This is a genomic window from Duganella sp. SG902 (assembly GCF_013376005.1).
Lineage (GTDB): Bacteria > Pseudomonadota > Gammaproteobacteria > Burkholderiales > Burkholderiaceae_D > Rugamonas.
Genome location: NZ_JABMJK010000018.1, coordinates 78985 through 95052, shown reverse-complemented (window position 1 = coordinate 95052; position 16068 = coordinate 78985). Strand labels below are relative to the sequence as shown.

Annotated in this window: 14 protein-coding genes; 11 read left to right on the top strand and 3 right to left on the bottom strand. The window is 65.2% G+C overall.

Annotated features, from left to right (window positions below):
* Window positions 1–3: 3 nt before the first annotated feature.
* Both rhaI and FHW83_RS26695 read right to left on the bottom strand, forming a co-directional pair.
* Window positions 4–1299 (bottom strand): L-rhamnose catabolism isomerase, encoded by a 1296-nt coding sequence (gene rhaI / locus FHW83_RS26700; protein WP_176649399.1) that lies wholly within the window; start codon window positions 1297–1299, stop codon window positions 4–6.
* A gap of 17 nt (window positions 1300–1316) precedes the next feature.
* Window positions 1317–3404, bottom strand: coding sequence for a bifunctional rhamnulose-1-phosphate aldolase/short-chain dehydrogenase (locus FHW83_RS26695; protein WP_176649398.1), 2088 nt, complete (start codon window positions 3402–3404; stop codon window positions 1317–1319).
* Between the two features lie 269 nt (window positions 3405–3673).
* Between FHW83_RS26695 and FHW83_RS26690 the strand changes: the two genes are divergently transcribed.
* From FHW83_RS26690 to FHW83_RS26640, 11 genes are all read left to right on the top strand, one after another.
* Window positions 3674–4540: a DeoR/GlpR family DNA-binding transcription regulator gene (locus FHW83_RS26690; RefSeq protein WP_176649397.1), complete on the top strand. Its 867-nt coding sequence runs from the start codon at window positions 3674–3676 to the stop codon at window positions 4538–4540.
* Entirely contained in the window at window positions 4537–5544 is a 1008-nt protein-coding gene (gene rhaS, locus FHW83_RS26685) for a rhamnose ABC transporter substrate-binding protein (RefSeq protein WP_176649396.1), read from the top strand. Before FHW83_RS26690 ends, rhaS begins: the two co-directional genes overlap by 4 nt.
* Before the next feature lie 12 nt (window positions 5545–5556).
* Entirely contained in the window at window positions 5557–7074 is a 1518-nt protein-coding gene (locus tag FHW83_RS26680) for a sugar ABC transporter ATP-binding protein (RefSeq protein ID WP_176649395.1), read from the top strand.
* Window positions 7071–8054 (top strand): ABC transporter permease, encoded by a 984-nt coding sequence (locus tag FHW83_RS26675; protein ID WP_176649394.1) that lies wholly within the window; start codon window positions 7071–7073, stop codon window positions 8052–8054. Before FHW83_RS26680 ends, FHW83_RS26675 begins: the two co-directional genes overlap by 4 nt.
* On the top strand, window positions 8051–9097 hold the full coding sequence (locus tag FHW83_RS26670) for an ABC transporter permease (protein WP_176649393.1): 1047 nt from the start codon (window positions 8051–8053) through the stop codon (window positions 9095–9097). Before FHW83_RS26675 ends, FHW83_RS26670 begins: the two co-directional genes overlap by 4 nt.
* A complete protein-coding gene (locus FHW83_RS26665; RefSeq protein ID WP_176649392.1) occupies window positions 9094–10455 on the top strand; it encodes an FGGY-family carbohydrate kinase in 1362 nt (453 codons plus the stop codon). Before FHW83_RS26670 ends, FHW83_RS26665 begins: the two co-directional genes overlap by 4 nt.
* Window positions 10456–10496: 41 nt before the next feature.
* Window positions 10497–12155 (top strand): FAD-dependent oxidoreductase, encoded by a 1659-nt coding sequence (locus FHW83_RS26660; RefSeq protein ID WP_176649391.1) that lies wholly within the window; start codon window positions 10497–10499, stop codon window positions 12153–12155.
* Window positions 12156–12269: 114 nt separating this feature from the next.
* A complete protein-coding gene (locus FHW83_RS26655) occupies window positions 12270–12656 on the top strand; it encodes a hypothetical protein (RefSeq protein ID WP_176649390.1) in 387 nt (128 codons plus the stop codon).
* A gap of 9 nt (window positions 12657–12665) precedes the next feature.
* Window positions 12666–12929, top strand: coding sequence for a hypothetical protein (locus FHW83_RS26650; protein WP_176649389.1), 264 nt, complete (start codon window positions 12666–12668; stop codon window positions 12927–12929).
* Between the two features lie 9 nt (window positions 12930–12938).
* Window positions 12939–13793 (top strand): hypothetical protein, encoded by an 855-nt coding sequence (locus FHW83_RS26645; protein ID WP_176649388.1) that lies wholly within the window; start codon window positions 12939–12941, stop codon window positions 13791–13793.
* Between the two features lie 11 nt (window positions 13794–13804).
* Entirely contained in the window at window positions 13805–15820 is a 2016-nt protein-coding gene (locus FHW83_RS26640; protein ID WP_176649387.1) for a RiPP maturation radical SAM C-methyltransferase, read from the top strand.
* Here the strand turns inward: FHW83_RS26640 and FHW83_RS26635 are convergent.
* Complete coding sequence (locus FHW83_RS26635) at window positions 15813–16067, bottom strand: RNA-binding protein (protein ID WP_176649386.1); 255 nt, start codon at window positions 16065–16067, stop codon at window positions 15813–15815. The genes FHW83_RS26640 and FHW83_RS26635 overlap by 8 nt on opposite strands.
* Window position 16068 lies beyond the last annotated feature (1 nt).

Sequence of the window (16068 nt, the reverse complement as noted above, 5' to 3'; positions counted from 1 at the left end):
TGCTCAGACGATGCCGCTGCTGCTGGCGCCGGCCCTGGCTGGCCGCGCTTCCGCCGCCTGCTCGCGATAGCCGCTGCCGCGGTAGAACGCCACCGGATCGATGGCGCCGCCGGCGCGCAGCCGCACCATCGCCAGGATCGGGCTGACGTCGGTGCGGTAAGCCTGCTTGAGCGTCTGCGCCGATTGCAGCGCGTCGTTGGCCTCCTGATACTGGCGCAGCGCCGCGCGATCCACCAACTGCGCCTGCACGAAGGCGCGCTGCACTTCCACCGCGCTGCTCATCAGGCTCTCGATTGGATCGGTCACGTTGTGCGACTGGTCCAACATATAGGCTGGCTTGAAGGATGCGCCATCACGCTCGGCCGCGTCGGCCAGCTCGTTAAACACCAGGAACAGCTGGAATGGATTGATGCTGCCCGAATCCAGATCGTCGTCGCCGTATTTGCTGTCGTTGAAGTGGAAGCCACCCAGCTTGCCGAATTGCGCAAGACGCGCCACGATCATCTCGATATTGGTGTTCGGCGCATGATGGCCCAGGTCGACCAGACAGCGCGCCTTCTCGCCCAGCGTCTGCGCGCAGGCGAAGCTGGTGCCCCAGTCGGCGATGGTGGTGGCGTAGAACGCCGGCTCGAACAGCTTATGTTCGATGAACATCAGCCAGTCCGCCGGCAAGGCCGCGTAAATCTCGCGCATGCTGCCCAGGTAGCGTTCCAGCGCGCCGCGCAGATTGTGCTGGCCCGGGAAGTTGGCGCCGTCGCCCACCCACACCGTGAGCGCTTTCGAACCGAGCGCCCTGCCCAACTCGATGCACTCGATGTTGTGGGCCACCGCCTGCGCGCGGGTGGCGGCGTTGACAGCGGTCAGGCTACCGTATTTATAGCTGTGCTCCTGCCCTGCCTGATCCCGGAAGGTGTTGGAGTTGACCGCGTCGAAATACAGGCCGTGGCTTTCGGCTTGCTGGCGCAGCGCGGCCGGATCGGTGGTTTTATCCCAAGGGAAGTGCAACGACACGCCCGGCGTGGTGCGCGTCAGTTGATGAATGACCGCGCAGTCGTCCAGCTTTTCAAACACATTGCGCGGCTCGCCCCGGCCCGGAAAACGCGCAAAGCGCGTGCCGCCGGTGCCGACACCCCAGCTGGGCAAGGCCACGGCGAAGCCTTGCGCGGCGGCTGTCAGTTTTTCGATGTCCACGCCGCGGCGGGCCAGCATGCCGCCCAGCGCCTCATAATCCGCATTCAGTCCGGCGCGCAGTTGAGCGTTGTGCTCGGCCACGCGGCCGCTGTCGATAATGGTGCTCACATTGTCTCCAATTCTTTTTATCGCGTGAACGCGCCCGCGTTGCCGGCGTCCACGTTCAGGATATTACCAGTGCTCTTGGCCGCCTTGTCGCTGGACAGGAAGTACACCGCCTCGGCGATATCCTCCGGCAGCACGCTCAGTTTCAGCATGCTGCGGTCGCGGTAGAAGGCCTCCACGTCATCGGCGTCGATCTTGTTCGATTGTGCGCGCTCCTGCTTCCATTTGCCATCCCAGATACGCGAGCCACGGATCACCGCGTCCGGATTCACCACGTTGACGCGGATGCCATGCGGCGCCCCCTCCAGCGCAACGCAGCGCGCCAGATGGATTTCCGCCGCCTTGGCGGTGCAGTAGGCCGACGCGCCGGCCGACGCCACCAAACCGTTTTTGCTGGCGACGAAGACCATGCTGCCGCCCAGCTTTTGCAGCTTCATGATGCGGAAGGCTTCGCGGCTGGCCAGGAAGTAGCCCTTGACCAGAATGTCCTGATTGCGCTGCCAGACGTCCATGGTGGTGTCTTCCAGCGGTGAGGAAGAGGCGATGCCGGCGTTGGACACCAGCAGATCCAGCCCGCCAAAGCGCAGCGACGCCGCCTTCAGCACGTTCTCGACCTCCGCCTCGCTGGTGATATCGGCGACCACGCTGCCGACATTGTCCTTGCCGCCGGCCTTGGCCAGATCCTCGTGCGCCTGCTCAAGCGCTTCCGGATCGATATCGGTCAGCATCACGCAAGCGCCCTCCCGCAGAAGCTGCTTCGCCACCGCCTGGCCGATGCCGCCGGCGCCGCCGGTCACCAGCGCGATGCGGCCAGCAAGGCTCTTGGGCTTGGGCATGCGCTGCAGCTTGGCCTCTTCCAGCAGCCAGTATTCGATATCGAAGGCTTCCTGCTCCGGCAGGCCGACGTAACTATCCACGCCGTTCGCGCCGCGCATCACGTTGATGGCGTTGACGTAGAACTCACCGGCGATACGCGCCGTCGCCTTGTCCTTGGCGAAGGACAGCATGCCGACGCCGGGGATCAGGTAGATGATGGGATTCGCATCGCGCACGGCCGGGCTGTTGGCGCGCTTGCAGCGATCATAGTAGGCCTTGTAGTCGGCGCGGTAGGCTTCCAGCGCATCATCCAGCCCGGCCACCAGCTTGTCGAAGTCCGGGTTCGCCGGATCGAAGTCCACCACGAACGGCCGGATCTTGGTGCGCAGGAAGTGGTCCGGGCAGGAGGTACCCAGTGCCGCCAGCGGCTGCAAGTCGCGGCTGCACACAAACTCCAGCACCGCCGCGCTGTCGTCGAAGTGACCGAGCTTGTATTCGTCTCGGCTGATTTTCCCGCGCAGCAGCGGCATCAGGCGCGCCGCGAACGCGCTGCGCTCCTCCGCAGGCAGTGGCGTGATCGCGGTGCCGCCGAACACCGGCTGCTTGACGTTGGCCGCCAGCCATTCCTCCGCGCGCTTGATGATGGCCAGCGTGGCTTCGTAGCAGGACTTGGCGGTGTCGCCCCAGGTGAACAGGCCGTGGCCCTCGAGAATGATCCCCTTCAGCTGCGGCTGCGATTGCGACAGCGCTTCCAGCTTGAGGCCGAGGTCATAGCCGGGACGCTGCCATGGCAGCCATCCCAGTTCGCCCTCGAAAATCTTTTGCGTCAGCGCCTGGCTGCTGGCGCAGGCGGCGATCGCGATCACCGAATCCGGATGCATGTGGTCGACGTGCTTGCGCGCGATGTACGCGTGCAGCGGCGTGTCGATGCTGGCGGCGCGCGGATTCAGGTTGAAGGTGCAGTGCGGCAGGTAGGCCACCATTTCATCCTCGTGCGCCAGCCCGCGATAGCGGCCCTTCAGCGCTTGCAGCTTGTCCATGTACAGCGTGGAGAAACCATCAATCTTGATGCTGCCCAGGTCACCACCGGAGCCCTTCACCCACAGCACCTCCACCTGCGCGCCGGTGAGCGGGTCTTCCATCATCACCTTGGCCGAGGTGTTCCCGCCGCCGAAGTTCGTGATGCGCAGATCCGATCCAAGCAGATTGGAACGGTATAGCAGCAGTTCCGGTTCGCTCATGCTGGCCGCCGCGGCGTCGTCCCACAAGGAAGTGATCGGGGGTTCTTTCATTGCTGGTCTCCGTGTTTGTGTTTTTACTTTATTCAGTAGAAACCGGCGCGCCATGGGTGTCAATGCGGAAGCAATCAAGATGATGAGCAAGAACGAAATAATCACATCGGTGATTAAAACCTGATCAGAAATGGTAGCGTGCATCAAAACAATCACGAAATTGATTGATCTGTGATTGACGGACGATTTGGAAGCGTTTAGCCTCTGTCGTTAATAAACGGGCACGCCGCAGCAATGACGGCAGTAGCACTGAATAAAAGGAGACTTAAATGGTAAATCACAAGCGTCGCAAGCGTTTGTTGAAACTGCTTGCCGAACATAATACGGCCAGCGTGCCGCAGCTGGTCGACTGGCTGAACGCCTCGCCGGCCACCGTGCGGCGCGATATCAGCTGGCTGGCCGCCCGCAGCCTGCTCACCCGGACGCGCGGCGGCGCCGCCAACCTTGAGCAGAAAAAACGCGGCTTCACGCTCACCAGCGAGACCTTCCAGAACAATATCCAGTGCCGCGCCGAGCACAAACGCGCCATCGCCCGCTACGCGGCCGGCATGTGCAACGAGGGCGAAACCATCATCATCAACGGCGGCACCACCACCTTCATGATGGCCGAATTCCTGACCGACCATCACCTCAAGATCCTCACCAACTCCTTCCTGATGGCCGAGCGCCTGCTGGTCTCCAGCGAGAACGAGATCATCGTCCCCGGCGGCAAGGTGTACCGCGAACAGAACGTCATCCTCAGCCCCTTCGACAACGACATCACCCAGCACCACTACGCCGCCAAGATGTTCATGAGCGTCTACGGCCTGTCGCTGCTTGGCCTGATGGAGGCCGACCCGCTGCTGATCCAGGCCGAGAAGCGCCTGATCTCGCAGGCCGAGGAACTGATCGTGTTGGCCGACAGCTCCAAGTTCGCCAAGAAGGCGGGCCTGATCCTGTGCGGCTTGAACCGCGTGTCGACCGTGATCACCGATACCGAGGCATCCGATGCGGCCGTGCAGCTGCTGGAACAATCCGGCGTGCGCGTGGTGACGGTGGAGCGTGAAGCGCTGCCGGTGCAGATGGCGCCATCCTCATTCAATGCGCCGTACGGCTATGAGGCCGTGGGCATGTTCCAGCCGGAGGCCACGCATTGAAGCTCAGGAAGATCGTATTGGCGGCCGTTGCCGCCGGCCTGCTCGCAGCCATCGCTGGCTGCAAGGAGAAAGCGCCTGACCAGATCCGCATCGCCATGGTGGTGAAAAACCTCGGCAACGGCTTCTTCGACGCCGCCCACACCGGCGCCAGGGACGCGGCCAAGGAACTCAAGAACGTCGAGATCATCTACACCGGCCCCACCACGCCCAGCGCGGAAGGCCAGATTGAGATCATCAATTCGCTGATCAGCCAGAAGGTCAACGCCATCGTCATCTCGGCCAACGATCCGAACGCGCTGGTGCCGATCACGAAGAAAGCCATGGCGCGCGGCATCAAGGTGATTTCCTTCGACAGCGGCCTGGCGCCGGAAGGCCGCTTGATGCAGCTGAATCCCTCCAACGCGGATCTGATCGGCGAGAAGCAGATCCAGATGGCGGCCGATGCCATCGGCGGCCAGGGCGAAATCGCCATCCTGTCGGCATCGGCGCAGGCCACCAACCAGAATATCTGGATCGGGGTGATGAAGAAGACGCTGGAAAAACCGGAGTACGCCAAGATGAAACTGGTGGCCACGGTCTACGGCGACGACCAGTCCGACAAGAGCTACCGCGAAGCGATCGGCCTGTTGCGCAGCAATCCGCACCTGAAAGCCATCATCGCGCCGACCACGGTGGGGATCAACGCCGCCAGCAAGGCGGTGGTGGATGAGCATTTGGTGGGCAAGGTGTTCGTCACGGGCCTGGGGCTGCCGTCCGAGATGGCGGGCCACGTGAAGAGCGGCGCGGTGCGCGAGTTCGCGATCTGGAATCCTATCGATCTTGGCTACGCGGCCACCTACGCGGCGTATGACTTCGTGAAGAACCAGCCCACCGCGCGTCCGGGCGGCAGCATCTCCGCCGGCCGCATGGGCAGCATCGCGATTGACGACAAGGGCGAAGGCGCGATGGCGCCGCCGTTCACCTACGATAGAGGCAACGTCGACAAATTCTCCAAGATCTTCTGAGCTGGAAGTCCTATGACCACGAATACAAGCCCGGTCCTGCGGCTGACCGGGATCTGCAAGCGCTTTGCGGGCATCGTCGCGCTGAATCAAGTCGCGCTGACGGTGCGCGCCGGCGAAGTCATGGCGCTGATCGGCGAGAACGGCGCGGGCAAATCGACACTGGTGAAAATCCTGACCGGCATTTATCAACCCGATGAGGGCAGCATCACGCTGGCTGGCCAGCCGGTGGCTTTCGCCAACGCGCAGGACGCCATGCGGGCCGGGATCACGGCCGTGCACCAGGAAACGGTGATGTTCGACGAACTGACGGTGGCGGAGAATATCTACGTCGGCCGCCAGCCGGTACGCGGTGCGCGCATCGATTGGAAACGGATTGAGTCCGAGGCGGAAAAGCTGTTCCAGCGGCTGGAGGTATCGCTGCCGGTGCGCGCCCGCGTGAAGGATTTGAGCGTGGCGCAACGTCATTTCGTGGAGATCGCGCGAGCGCTGTCGCAGGATGCGCGGGTCGTTATCCTGGACGAGCCGACCGCCTCGTTGTCGCAACGCGAGATTCAGGAACTGTATCGCATCATCCGCCAATTGCGCGCCGCCGGCACAGCGGTGATTTTCATCTCGCACAAGTTCGACGAAATCTTTACCGTCGCGGATCGCTACACGGTGCTGCGCGACGGTCAGTTCATCGCGGAAGGCGCGCTTGCCGACATCACGGAGCCGGAGCTGGTGGCCTTGATGGTCGGCCGCTCGGTCAAGGAAACCTATCCGAAAGCCGATGTGACGCCAGGCGACGTCGTGCTCGAGGTGCGCAACTTCAGCCATCCAAGCGAATTCGATGATGTGAGCTTCTCTTTGCGTCAGGGTGAAATCCTTGGCTTTTACGGTCTGGTGGGCGCCGGCCGGTCCGAGGTGATGCAGGCGCTGTTTGGCTTGACGCCAGGCGTGCGCGGCGCCGTGTCCATGCACGGCAAGCCGGCCGCCATCGGCTCTGCGGCGGACGCCATCGCCCATGGCATCGCCTACGTGCCGGAAGACCGCCAGCATCAGGGCGCGCACTTGACGCTGCCCATCCTGCACAACATCACCTTGCCGATCCTGTCGCGGGTTGGCTTCTTCCTGCGCGGCCGACGCGCGCAGGAGACGGCCATTGCGCGCCACTACGCGGAGCAGCTGGAACTGAAAGCGGCGCACCTGACGCAGAACGTGTCCGAGCTTTCGGGCGGCAACCAGCAAAAGGTCGTGTTGGGCAAGTGGCTGGCGACCGATCCCAAGGTGATTATCCTCGACGAACCGACCAAGGGTATCGACATCGGCTCCAAGGCCGCCGTGCATCGCTTTATCAGCGAGTTGGTGGCCAAGGGCCTGTCCGTGATCCTGGTGTCGTCCGAGCTGCCGGAGGTGATGGGTCTGGCGGACCGCATCATCGTCATGCATCAAGGCCGGATCGAGAGCGAATACCAGCGCGGCGAAGCCACCCCGGAGATGATCGTGGCCGCGGCTTCCGGCTGCGCGCTGGCGGTGGAGGAATGCGTATGAAGGCGCTGTTGAAAATGCGCGAAACCCAGCTGGCGCTGTGCATCGTGGCGCTGGTGGCGCTGGTCGGCGTGCGCGCGCCGGTGTTCGTGACGCCGGGCAGCCTGGCCAACCTGCTGACCGACAGCACACTGCTCATCATGCTGGCGCTGGCGCAGATGCTGGTGATCGTCACGCGCGGCGTGGATTTGTCGATGGCCTCCACGCTGGCGCTGGCGGGCATGATGTCGGCGCTGCTGGCGGCGCGCTTCCCTTCCCTGCCGCTGATGGTGGTGGTGCTGGCGGCGCTGGCCATCGGCCTGCTGCTTGGGCTGGTGAATGGCTGCCTGATTGGCTACCTGGATCTGCCGCCCATCGTCGTCACGCTCGGCACGATGAGCGTATATCGCGGCATGGTGTTTGTGCTGTCCGGCGGCGCATGGGTATCGTCGCACCAGATGCCGGCCGGGTTCATCGCCTTCCCGCTGGCGCGGCTGCTGGGCGTTACCCATCTGGTGTGGATCGCGGCGCTGACCGTGCTGGCGGCATGGTACGTGGCGCGGCACAGCCGCTTTGGCCGCGACCTGTACGCCATCGGCAACGAGCCTTCGTCGGCGCGCTATGTCGGTATTCCGATCGCGCGGCGCCTGCTGTGGACTTACGGCCTGTCTGGAGCCATGGCCGGCTTGTGCGGCTATCTGTGGGTGGCGCGATATGCCGTGGCCTACACCGAAATCGCCTACGGCTTCGAGTTCACCGTGATCGCGGCCTGCGTCATCGGCGGCATCAGCATCGCCGGCGGTTGCGGCAGCGTGGCCGGCGCTGTGCTAGGCGGCCTGTTCCTCGCGGTGATCGGCAACGCCCTGCCGGTCGTGAAGGTATCGCCGTTCTGGCAAAGCGCGCTGACCGGGATCGTGATCCTGACCGCGGTACTGATCAACGCCCGCAATGGCAAGCAAGGCGGCCGGCAGATCCTGCCGCTGCATGGGAGGAGCGTGGCATGAACGGCAGCAGCTTGTTATCCGACGCGACAAGGCCAGGCGGCGACGCGGTGCGCGCCAGCGGCCCGCCGTCGCGCCACGTCATCGCGGACCGCCCCGGCTTCCGCATCCGCGCGTTGCTGGGCCGGCGCGAGAGCCTGCTGGCCTTCCTGCTGCTGGCGGCGTTTGTGGCAAACAGCATTCTGCTGCCGAACTTCCTCGATCTGGACAACCTTGCCGACGGCACCTTCAACTTCAGCGAAAAGGCGCTGATCGCGCTGCCGATGGCGTTGCTCATCATCTGCCGCGAGATCGACATCTCCGTCTCCGGCATTCTTGCGCTGTCCTCGGTCGCGATGGGCTGGGCCAACGTCAACGGCGCACCGCCGGAGGCGCTGCTGCCGATCGCCCTCGCGACCGGCGCGCTGTGCGGCGGGCTGAATGGCGTCACGGTCACGCGCTTTGGCCTGCCGTCCATCGTGGTCACCATCGGCACCGTATCGCTGTTCCGGGGGCTGGCCAGCGTGATACTGGGCGATCAGGCCTACACCGGCTATCCGCAACTGATGGCCGACTGGGGCCAAGGCTACTTCTTCGGCAGCCTGCCGCGCGAATTCACCATCCTGCTGGTCTGCGCCGCGCTGTTCGCCGTGATACTGCACGCGACAAGCTGGGGGCGTCGCATCTACGCCATCGGCAACAACCCGGTCGCCGCGCGCTTCTCCGGCATTCCGGTGGACCGCTACCGCCTCGCGCTGTTCATCCTGACCGGCGCCATGGCCGGCCTGGCGGGCTACCTGCTGACGGGCCGCATCGGCAGCACGCGCCCCAACATCGCCATGGGCTGGGAGCTGGAGATCATCACCATGGTCATCCTCGGCGGCGTGAGCATCGCCGGCGGTGCGGGCACCATCGGCGGCGTGATGCTGGCCGTGCTCACGCTGGGCACCGTGACCTATGGGCTGTCGCTGGCCAACGTCCCCGGCATCTACATGACCATCGTCATTGGCATCCTGCTGCTGGCGACCATCGCCCTGCCACGGCTGCTGCGCGGACGTGGAAAATGAGCGCCACCATCGTTCTCGATATCGGTAAAACCAACGTCAAGCTGGTGCTGCTCGATGATGCGGGCGCGGTGCTGGCCGAACAGCGCAGCCCCAACACCATCGCGCGCGAGGGCCCCTATCCGCATCACGACACGGAGCGCATCTGGGAATGGATGCTGGACGGGATGCGGGATTTCGCCCAAATGACGCCGGTGGGCGCCATCGTCCCCGTCACCCACGGCGCCACCGCCGCGCTGGTGGATGAGGAGGGCCTGGTACTGCCGGTGCTGGATTACGAATACGAGCTGCCGGCCTCCCATCAAGCGCATTACGCGGTGGAGCGCCCGCCTTACTCGGCCACGCATTCGCCCAAGCTGCCGGCGGGCCTGAACCTCGGGCGGCAACTGGTGTGGCAATCGCAAGCCTTCCCCAAGCAGTTCCGCCGCGCGCGCCACATCCTGATGTATCCCCAATACTGGGCATGGCGGCTGTGCGGCGTGCCGGCCAGCGAGGTCACCTCGCTCGGCTGCCATACCGACTTGTGGCAACCATCGCGCAAACAATATTCATCGCTGGTGGAGCGCATGGGCTGGACCCGTTTGTTCGCGCCGTTGCGGCCTGCCTGGGCGCCGCTCAACGTCATCAAGCCGGAGCTGGCGCTGCGTACCGGCCTGCCGCCGGAATGCCGCGTGCTGTGCGGCATCCACGACAGCAACGCCTCGCTGCTCAGGCATCTGACCGCCACGCCATCGCCGGCCGTCCTGTCGACCGGCACCTGGGTGATCGCCGCCGCTCCCGGCATGCCGCTGGATAGCCTGCGCGAAAACGCCGACATGCTCGCCAACAGCAATGCGCTGGGCGAGGCCGTGCCCTGCATGCGCTTCATGGGCGGCCGCGAATTCGCGGAGCTGGCCGGCGGCGACCCCGAGCCATGCGGCATCGCCGATCTACAGGCCGTGATTGAACAAGCCACGCTGGCCCTGCCCAGCTTTGCCGGCGCGAGCGGCCCGTTCGGCCATCGTGCCGGCGCCATCGCCGGCCCCGTGCCGGCCAACCCGCGCCAGCGCTATGCCCTGGCGACGCTGTACTGCGTGCTGATGAGCGATTACTGCCTGGATGCGCTGGGCGTCCATCACGACGGCGCCGCCATCGTCATCGAAGGCAGCTTTACCGGCAATCCGTGGTTCGGGCCACTGCTTGCCGCATTGCGCCCACGCCAGCGAGTCAGCAGCACAGACGACAGCAGCGGCACTACCTGCGGCGGCTGGATGCTGCATCACTGGCGCCGCGTGCCTCCCGATCGCAAGCACACCGCCAGGCCACTCCATTTGGCCGGGTGGGACGACTACAAGCGACACTGGCTGAAAGTATTACTTTAGCATCTGGCGAGCAGCGGAAATTTCGCGCTAGACTATGGCCCATGGCCATCTACGACACTTTCAAAACCCGCACCGCGCAGGCGCTGCCCAAGTTAAACGCGACCGAGATCAAACGCGTCCAGCGCTTCGGCACCCTGATGTGCTTCCGCGATGGCGAGCGTTTGTTCGAGGCAGGCCTGACCTACTTCGGCATGTACGTGGTGCTGAAGGGCGGCATCCGCATCAGCCGCTACGACGGCCTGGGTAACTCCTCCATCATCACCGAGCACGGTCCCGGCGAGTTTGCCGGCGAAATCAGCCAATTGGCTGGCGCGCCCACGCTGGTCAACGGCCACGCCATCGGCGACGTGGAAGCCTTGATGCTGACCGTGGAAGGCCTGCGCGCGCTGATTGTCGCGGAGGCTGAGCTGGGCGAGCGCATCGTCCGCGCCTTCATCCTGCGCCGCGTGGAACAGATCGAAAACAAGGAAGGCGGTTTGGTGCTGGTGGCCACGCCGGGCCATCCGCGCATGCACGCCCTGCAGGGCTGGTTGTCCAGCAATGGTTTGCCACACCGCGTGCTCGATCCGCGCAGCGACCAGCAGGCGCGCGCCCTGTGCGAACACTATCAACCGGACGCGCAAGACTGGCCGCTGGCCGTGTGCCCGAACGGCGATGTCAAGAAAAACCCCAGCGTGGTCGACCTGGGCCGCTGTCTTGGCACGCTGCCGGAACTAAGCCCGGACGATGTCTGGGACGTGATCGTGGTCGGCGCCGGCCCGGCCGGACTGGCCACAGCGGTGTACGCGGCGTCCGAGGGTTTAACTGTACTGGTGCTGGAGACCCGCGCCTACGGCGGCCAGGCTGCCGCAAGCGCGCGTATCGAAAACTATCTCGGCTTCCCGACCGGTATCTCTGGCGGTGCGCTGGCCGGACGGGCTTTCGTGCAGTCGCAGAAGTTCGGCGTGAAGATGGCGATCCCCGCGCCAGCGGGCCGCCTGCTGTGCGACAGCTATCCAATACAGGTGGAAATGTGCGGCAGCCTGACGCACTTGCAGGCCCGTACAGTGGTGCTGTCGTGCGGCGCGCGCTATCGCCGCCCCTCGCTGGCCAATCTCCGGCAGTTCGAAGGCAAGGGCGTGTACTACTGGGCCTCCCCGCTGGAAGCCGGTTTGTGCGCATCCGAGGAAGTGATCCTGGTCGGCGGCGGCAATTCGGCCGGCCAGGCGGCGGTGTACTTGTCCGCCCACGCGGCCAAGGTGCACATCCTGATCCGCAAGGACAGCCTGGCTTCCACCATGTCCAGCTACCTGATCGACCGCATCGCCGCCACGCCCAATATCGAACTGCATACCGAATCGGAAATCGTCGCGCTGGAAGGCTCGGACGAGGAAGGCTTGCAGCAAGTGCGCGTGCGCGACAATCGCACCTCGCTGGAAAAGGACTATGACATCTGCCGTGTATTCCTGTTCATCGGCGCCGACCCTAACACTGGCTGGCTGGGTGATTGCGGTGTACAGGTCGACGACAAGGGCTTCATCCGGACGGGGTTCGACGTCCGCGACGGCGTCGCGCGGGCGGCGCTGGAGACCAGCGTGCCCGGCGTGTTTGCGATCGGCGACGTGCGCGCCAATTCCACCAAACGGGTGGCGGCCGCCGTCGGCGAAGGCGCGGCCGTGGTGTCGCAAATTCACGCCTTCCTTGCTGAAAAAGCGCGTTAACCTGGCTCAATCATTGCCCGCGTTCATCCACGCGCGCGTTTGATTTTTCTCAAACCTGAGCAGGAATCTCCCTGCGAAGATGGCCTCCGCTGCTACACCGGAATGGAGGCCGTCATGTTATTGGCTGAGAACGTCATCGGCGTCTGGCTATTCGCCAGCGCGCACCTGGCGGCGCCACAAGTGAGCGCCACCTTCACCTTGCGCCTGCCCGCGCCCAAGAGCGTCTACACGCACATCTCGCTCGCGCGCGATATCGAGGAAGGCGCGTCCTTCGGCATCCCCGGCGGCGACGTGCCGACCGAAATCCTGCCGCCCAGCCGCCTGTCGGCCTACATCCTGCGCTGGAGCAAATTCGACGACCAGGGTTTCGGCGGCAATGGCTTCGAGACCGGCGCCGAACCCAGCATGCTGTGGATGGCCGACTGCGTGGACATCACCTTCCAGCTCGATGCGCTGTTCCGCACCGGCGTGGCCACCGCCACAGTGATGGCATTTGACTAGGAGCGCATCATGAAGCAGACACAGGGCGATCTCAGCACTTGCGTGGTGTATGACGCCAGCACCGGCAATATCGTGCATACCCACTCCGTCATGGCGCTGCCCGGCGCGCCGGTCCCCACGCCGGACGAACTCGAAAGCGAGGCGCTGCAACTGGCGCGCAACCACCACGGGCGCGACGCGGCGCAACTGCGCGTGCTGCACGTGCCGCCACAGCAGCACATCAATCTGCGATCCGCGCGCCGGGTCGATCTTCAGCATCAGTCCCTGATCTAGGAGCACATCATGAATACGGCAAACATGGAAGAACAGTCGGCACGACTGATCCTGCTGGACGGCGGCGACGCCGGCGGTCTGTATCTGGACGCCACCGGCGTGCACACCCTGCCGCCACTGGCGCCGGCCATCCTGGCGCAGCTGCGCGGCGTCGCCAACCTGCTGCGCTCGGCGCAGGACGAGGCGCTCGACGAGCACATGGGGCAGGAACTGAACGCCCTGCTCACCCGCGTGTCCAACCTCGCCATCGAGCGCGTGGAGGCGGCGGTCGGGCCGCTGGCCGGCGAGGACGCGCTGGTGTATCTCGAGTATGACGACGGTTTCATTTGCGGCTCGACCGGGGCGCCGCCGCGTCCGCTGCCGTGGCCCACGGTGGGCTCGCCATCGCTGCCGGACCTGAGCCAGCACAACCAGCTCACCGCCGAAGTCAGCAACTTCCTCGGCGCCGCCAGCGCGGCCGGCGTGGCGACGGCGGACGTGTTTGAAGACCCCAACGCCACAGCGGAAAAGCTCGGCTTCCGCCTGTCCGAACATGCGGCGGCCAGCCTGCGGCAGGTCGCGCCCTCGCAGTTGGAAAGCATCACGGACCCGGTGAGCCGGGAAGTGGTTGAGCTGTACCACAAGGTCGCCGCCGACGGCCGCTTCATCGACCGCTGGACCGCGCAGCCGGCCGCCGTGGCGGAATCGCTGGGCGCCAAGCTGAGCGTCGACGCCATCGACCGCATACTCGGCAGCGCGGCCATCACGGGCGGGCCGGTCAGCACGCCGGAGGTGGTGACCGACGTGGTCATCATCGTCGGCGTGCTGCTCACCTTGCGGCCGGGCGGGATTATCGAGGATCGCTCGGGCCAGCCGAAATTCTAACGGCGCGCATCATGCACCAACGCGTGATCCCCATTCACCGGCCGCTGGCCATGGCGCCGCCGGCGCGGAAGGCGGCGCCGGCCGCACCGTCGCCGCGCGTGCTGCTGGTCAGTCCGCCGTGGACCTCGCTGAACGAGCCCAGTCTCGGCCTCGGCCTGTTGCGCGCGGTGCTGGACCGGCACGGCGTCGCCAGCCGCGTGCTGCACCTGAACCTGTTCGCGCTGGACTGGCTGCGCGGCGACACCTACGACGCGCTGGCCGACGTGTATGGCTTGAACGACTTCCTCTTCAGCGGCATCCTCGACCCCGTGGTCACGCCGGCCCAGCGCCGGCTGCTGTGGCGCAAGTGCGCGGAGCTCATTGCCGACGAGCGCATCGACCATCGGCGGTACGGCGGCATACCCGGCGTGGCGTCGCATATCCTTCATTTGCGAGAGCATGTGGTGCCGGCCTGGGTGCAAGCGCACGCGGACGACATGCTCGCATGGCGGCCCACCATGGTGGGCTTCACCTGCATGTTCGACCAGACCATTGCTTCGGCGGCGATCGCCGCCCGCCTGAGACAGGCACGTCCGGACCTGCTCATCGCGCTGGGCGGCTACGCCGTGCGCGAGCCCACCGGCAGCATGCTGCTGAAGGCCTTCCCGTGGATAGACTGCGTGTGCACCGGCGAGGGCGAGCCATGCATCGTGGAGCTGGCGCACGCCTCGGTCCGCCTGCCACGCGACTTCCAGCGTGTGCCCAACCTGCTGTATCGCGACGCGGCCGGCCAGGTCGCGCGTACGCCACCGGCCCCGCTGGTGGACATGAACGCGCTGCCGGATCCCAACTTCGACGATTTCTTCGCCGACCTGCGCCGGCTGCGCGATACCAGCCGGATCGACATCCTGATCGACCGCCTGCCGGTTGAAAACTCACGCGGCTGCTGGTGGGGCGCGGCGCACCACTGCGTATTCTGCGGCATCCACGACGACGACCTGCAATACCGGGCGCGCGGCGCCGACGCCGTGCTGGCCACGCTCGACCGGCTAAGCCGGCGCTACGGCTCGCACGGCTTCCGTTTCGCCGACTACATCATGCCGCAGCAATACTACGCCACCCTGCTGCCCCGGCTGGCGGCGCTGGGCGCGCCCTACCACATCAAGTGCGAGCTCAAGGCCAACATCACCGGTGTGCAAGCCCGGCTGCTGGCCGCCGCCGGTTTTGTCGAGGTCCAGCCCGGCATCGAGTCGTTCTCCACGCCCGCGCTCAAGCGCATGGACAAGGGCGTGTCGGGCATACAAAACGTCCACCTGTTGCTGCTGGGCCGGCGCCATGGCATCGTCATTCTGTACAACCTGCTGTTCGGCCTGCCAGATGACGACGTCGACGCCTATGCCCGGATGGTGCTGCAGCTGCCCCGCCTGGCACACCTGGCGCCGCCCGCCAACCGCACCCGCATGCTGGTCACGCGCTACGCGCCAATGCAAACTGAGCCGCAGCGCTTCGCCCTGCGCCCGACCGGCCACGAGCCCTCGTACGACCTGATTTTCTCGCCATCCTACCTGCGGCAATCCGGCTTCGACCTGGACCGCTACTGCTATATTTTTGACTCGTCGTTCGAACCGCCGCCGCGCCTGTCGCGGCTGTACCGCGACATCGATCGCCTGTGCGGCGCATGGAAGGCCACCTACTGCGAACGCGAGCCCAGCCTGCTTTACGAGCTGGACGGCCAAGGCCGCATGCGGCTGGACGACCAGCGATACGCGACGCCACGCCTGCATCAGCTGGACGCCGACGCCACCGCCGTCATGCTGGCGGCCGAACGGCCGCGCACCGCCGAAGCGCTCGCCAAGGATTTGCCGCAACTGGCGGACATGGAGGCGACCATCGCCGCGCTGGATGCGGCCGAACTGATTTACCGCGACAACCACCGCATCCTGTCGCTGGCGTTGCCGCGCAAGGATGTCGCGCCACGCCGTCTGTGGAGCGACAACTACGAACAACGCTGGCAGGCGCTGCCGAAGGAATTTTCCTGGGCTAACTGACGTCCGGCTCCTGATGCAGCGCGATGTGCAGATGCAGCGGTTTGCCGCGATGGAACACGCCACGCAGCTGGTTGCAGACATTCCACACCCGTTCGTAAGGATCGGCCACCTCCACCAGCGCCCAGGGATTGTCATCCATGCCCTGGCGCACCATCTCGACATGCGTGACGTGCAGATAAGGGGCCAGCTCCCTGGTCACGCTTTCCTCGCTGTCGTCGCCGTGCAAGCCGCGGAGGATGAGCTGCATC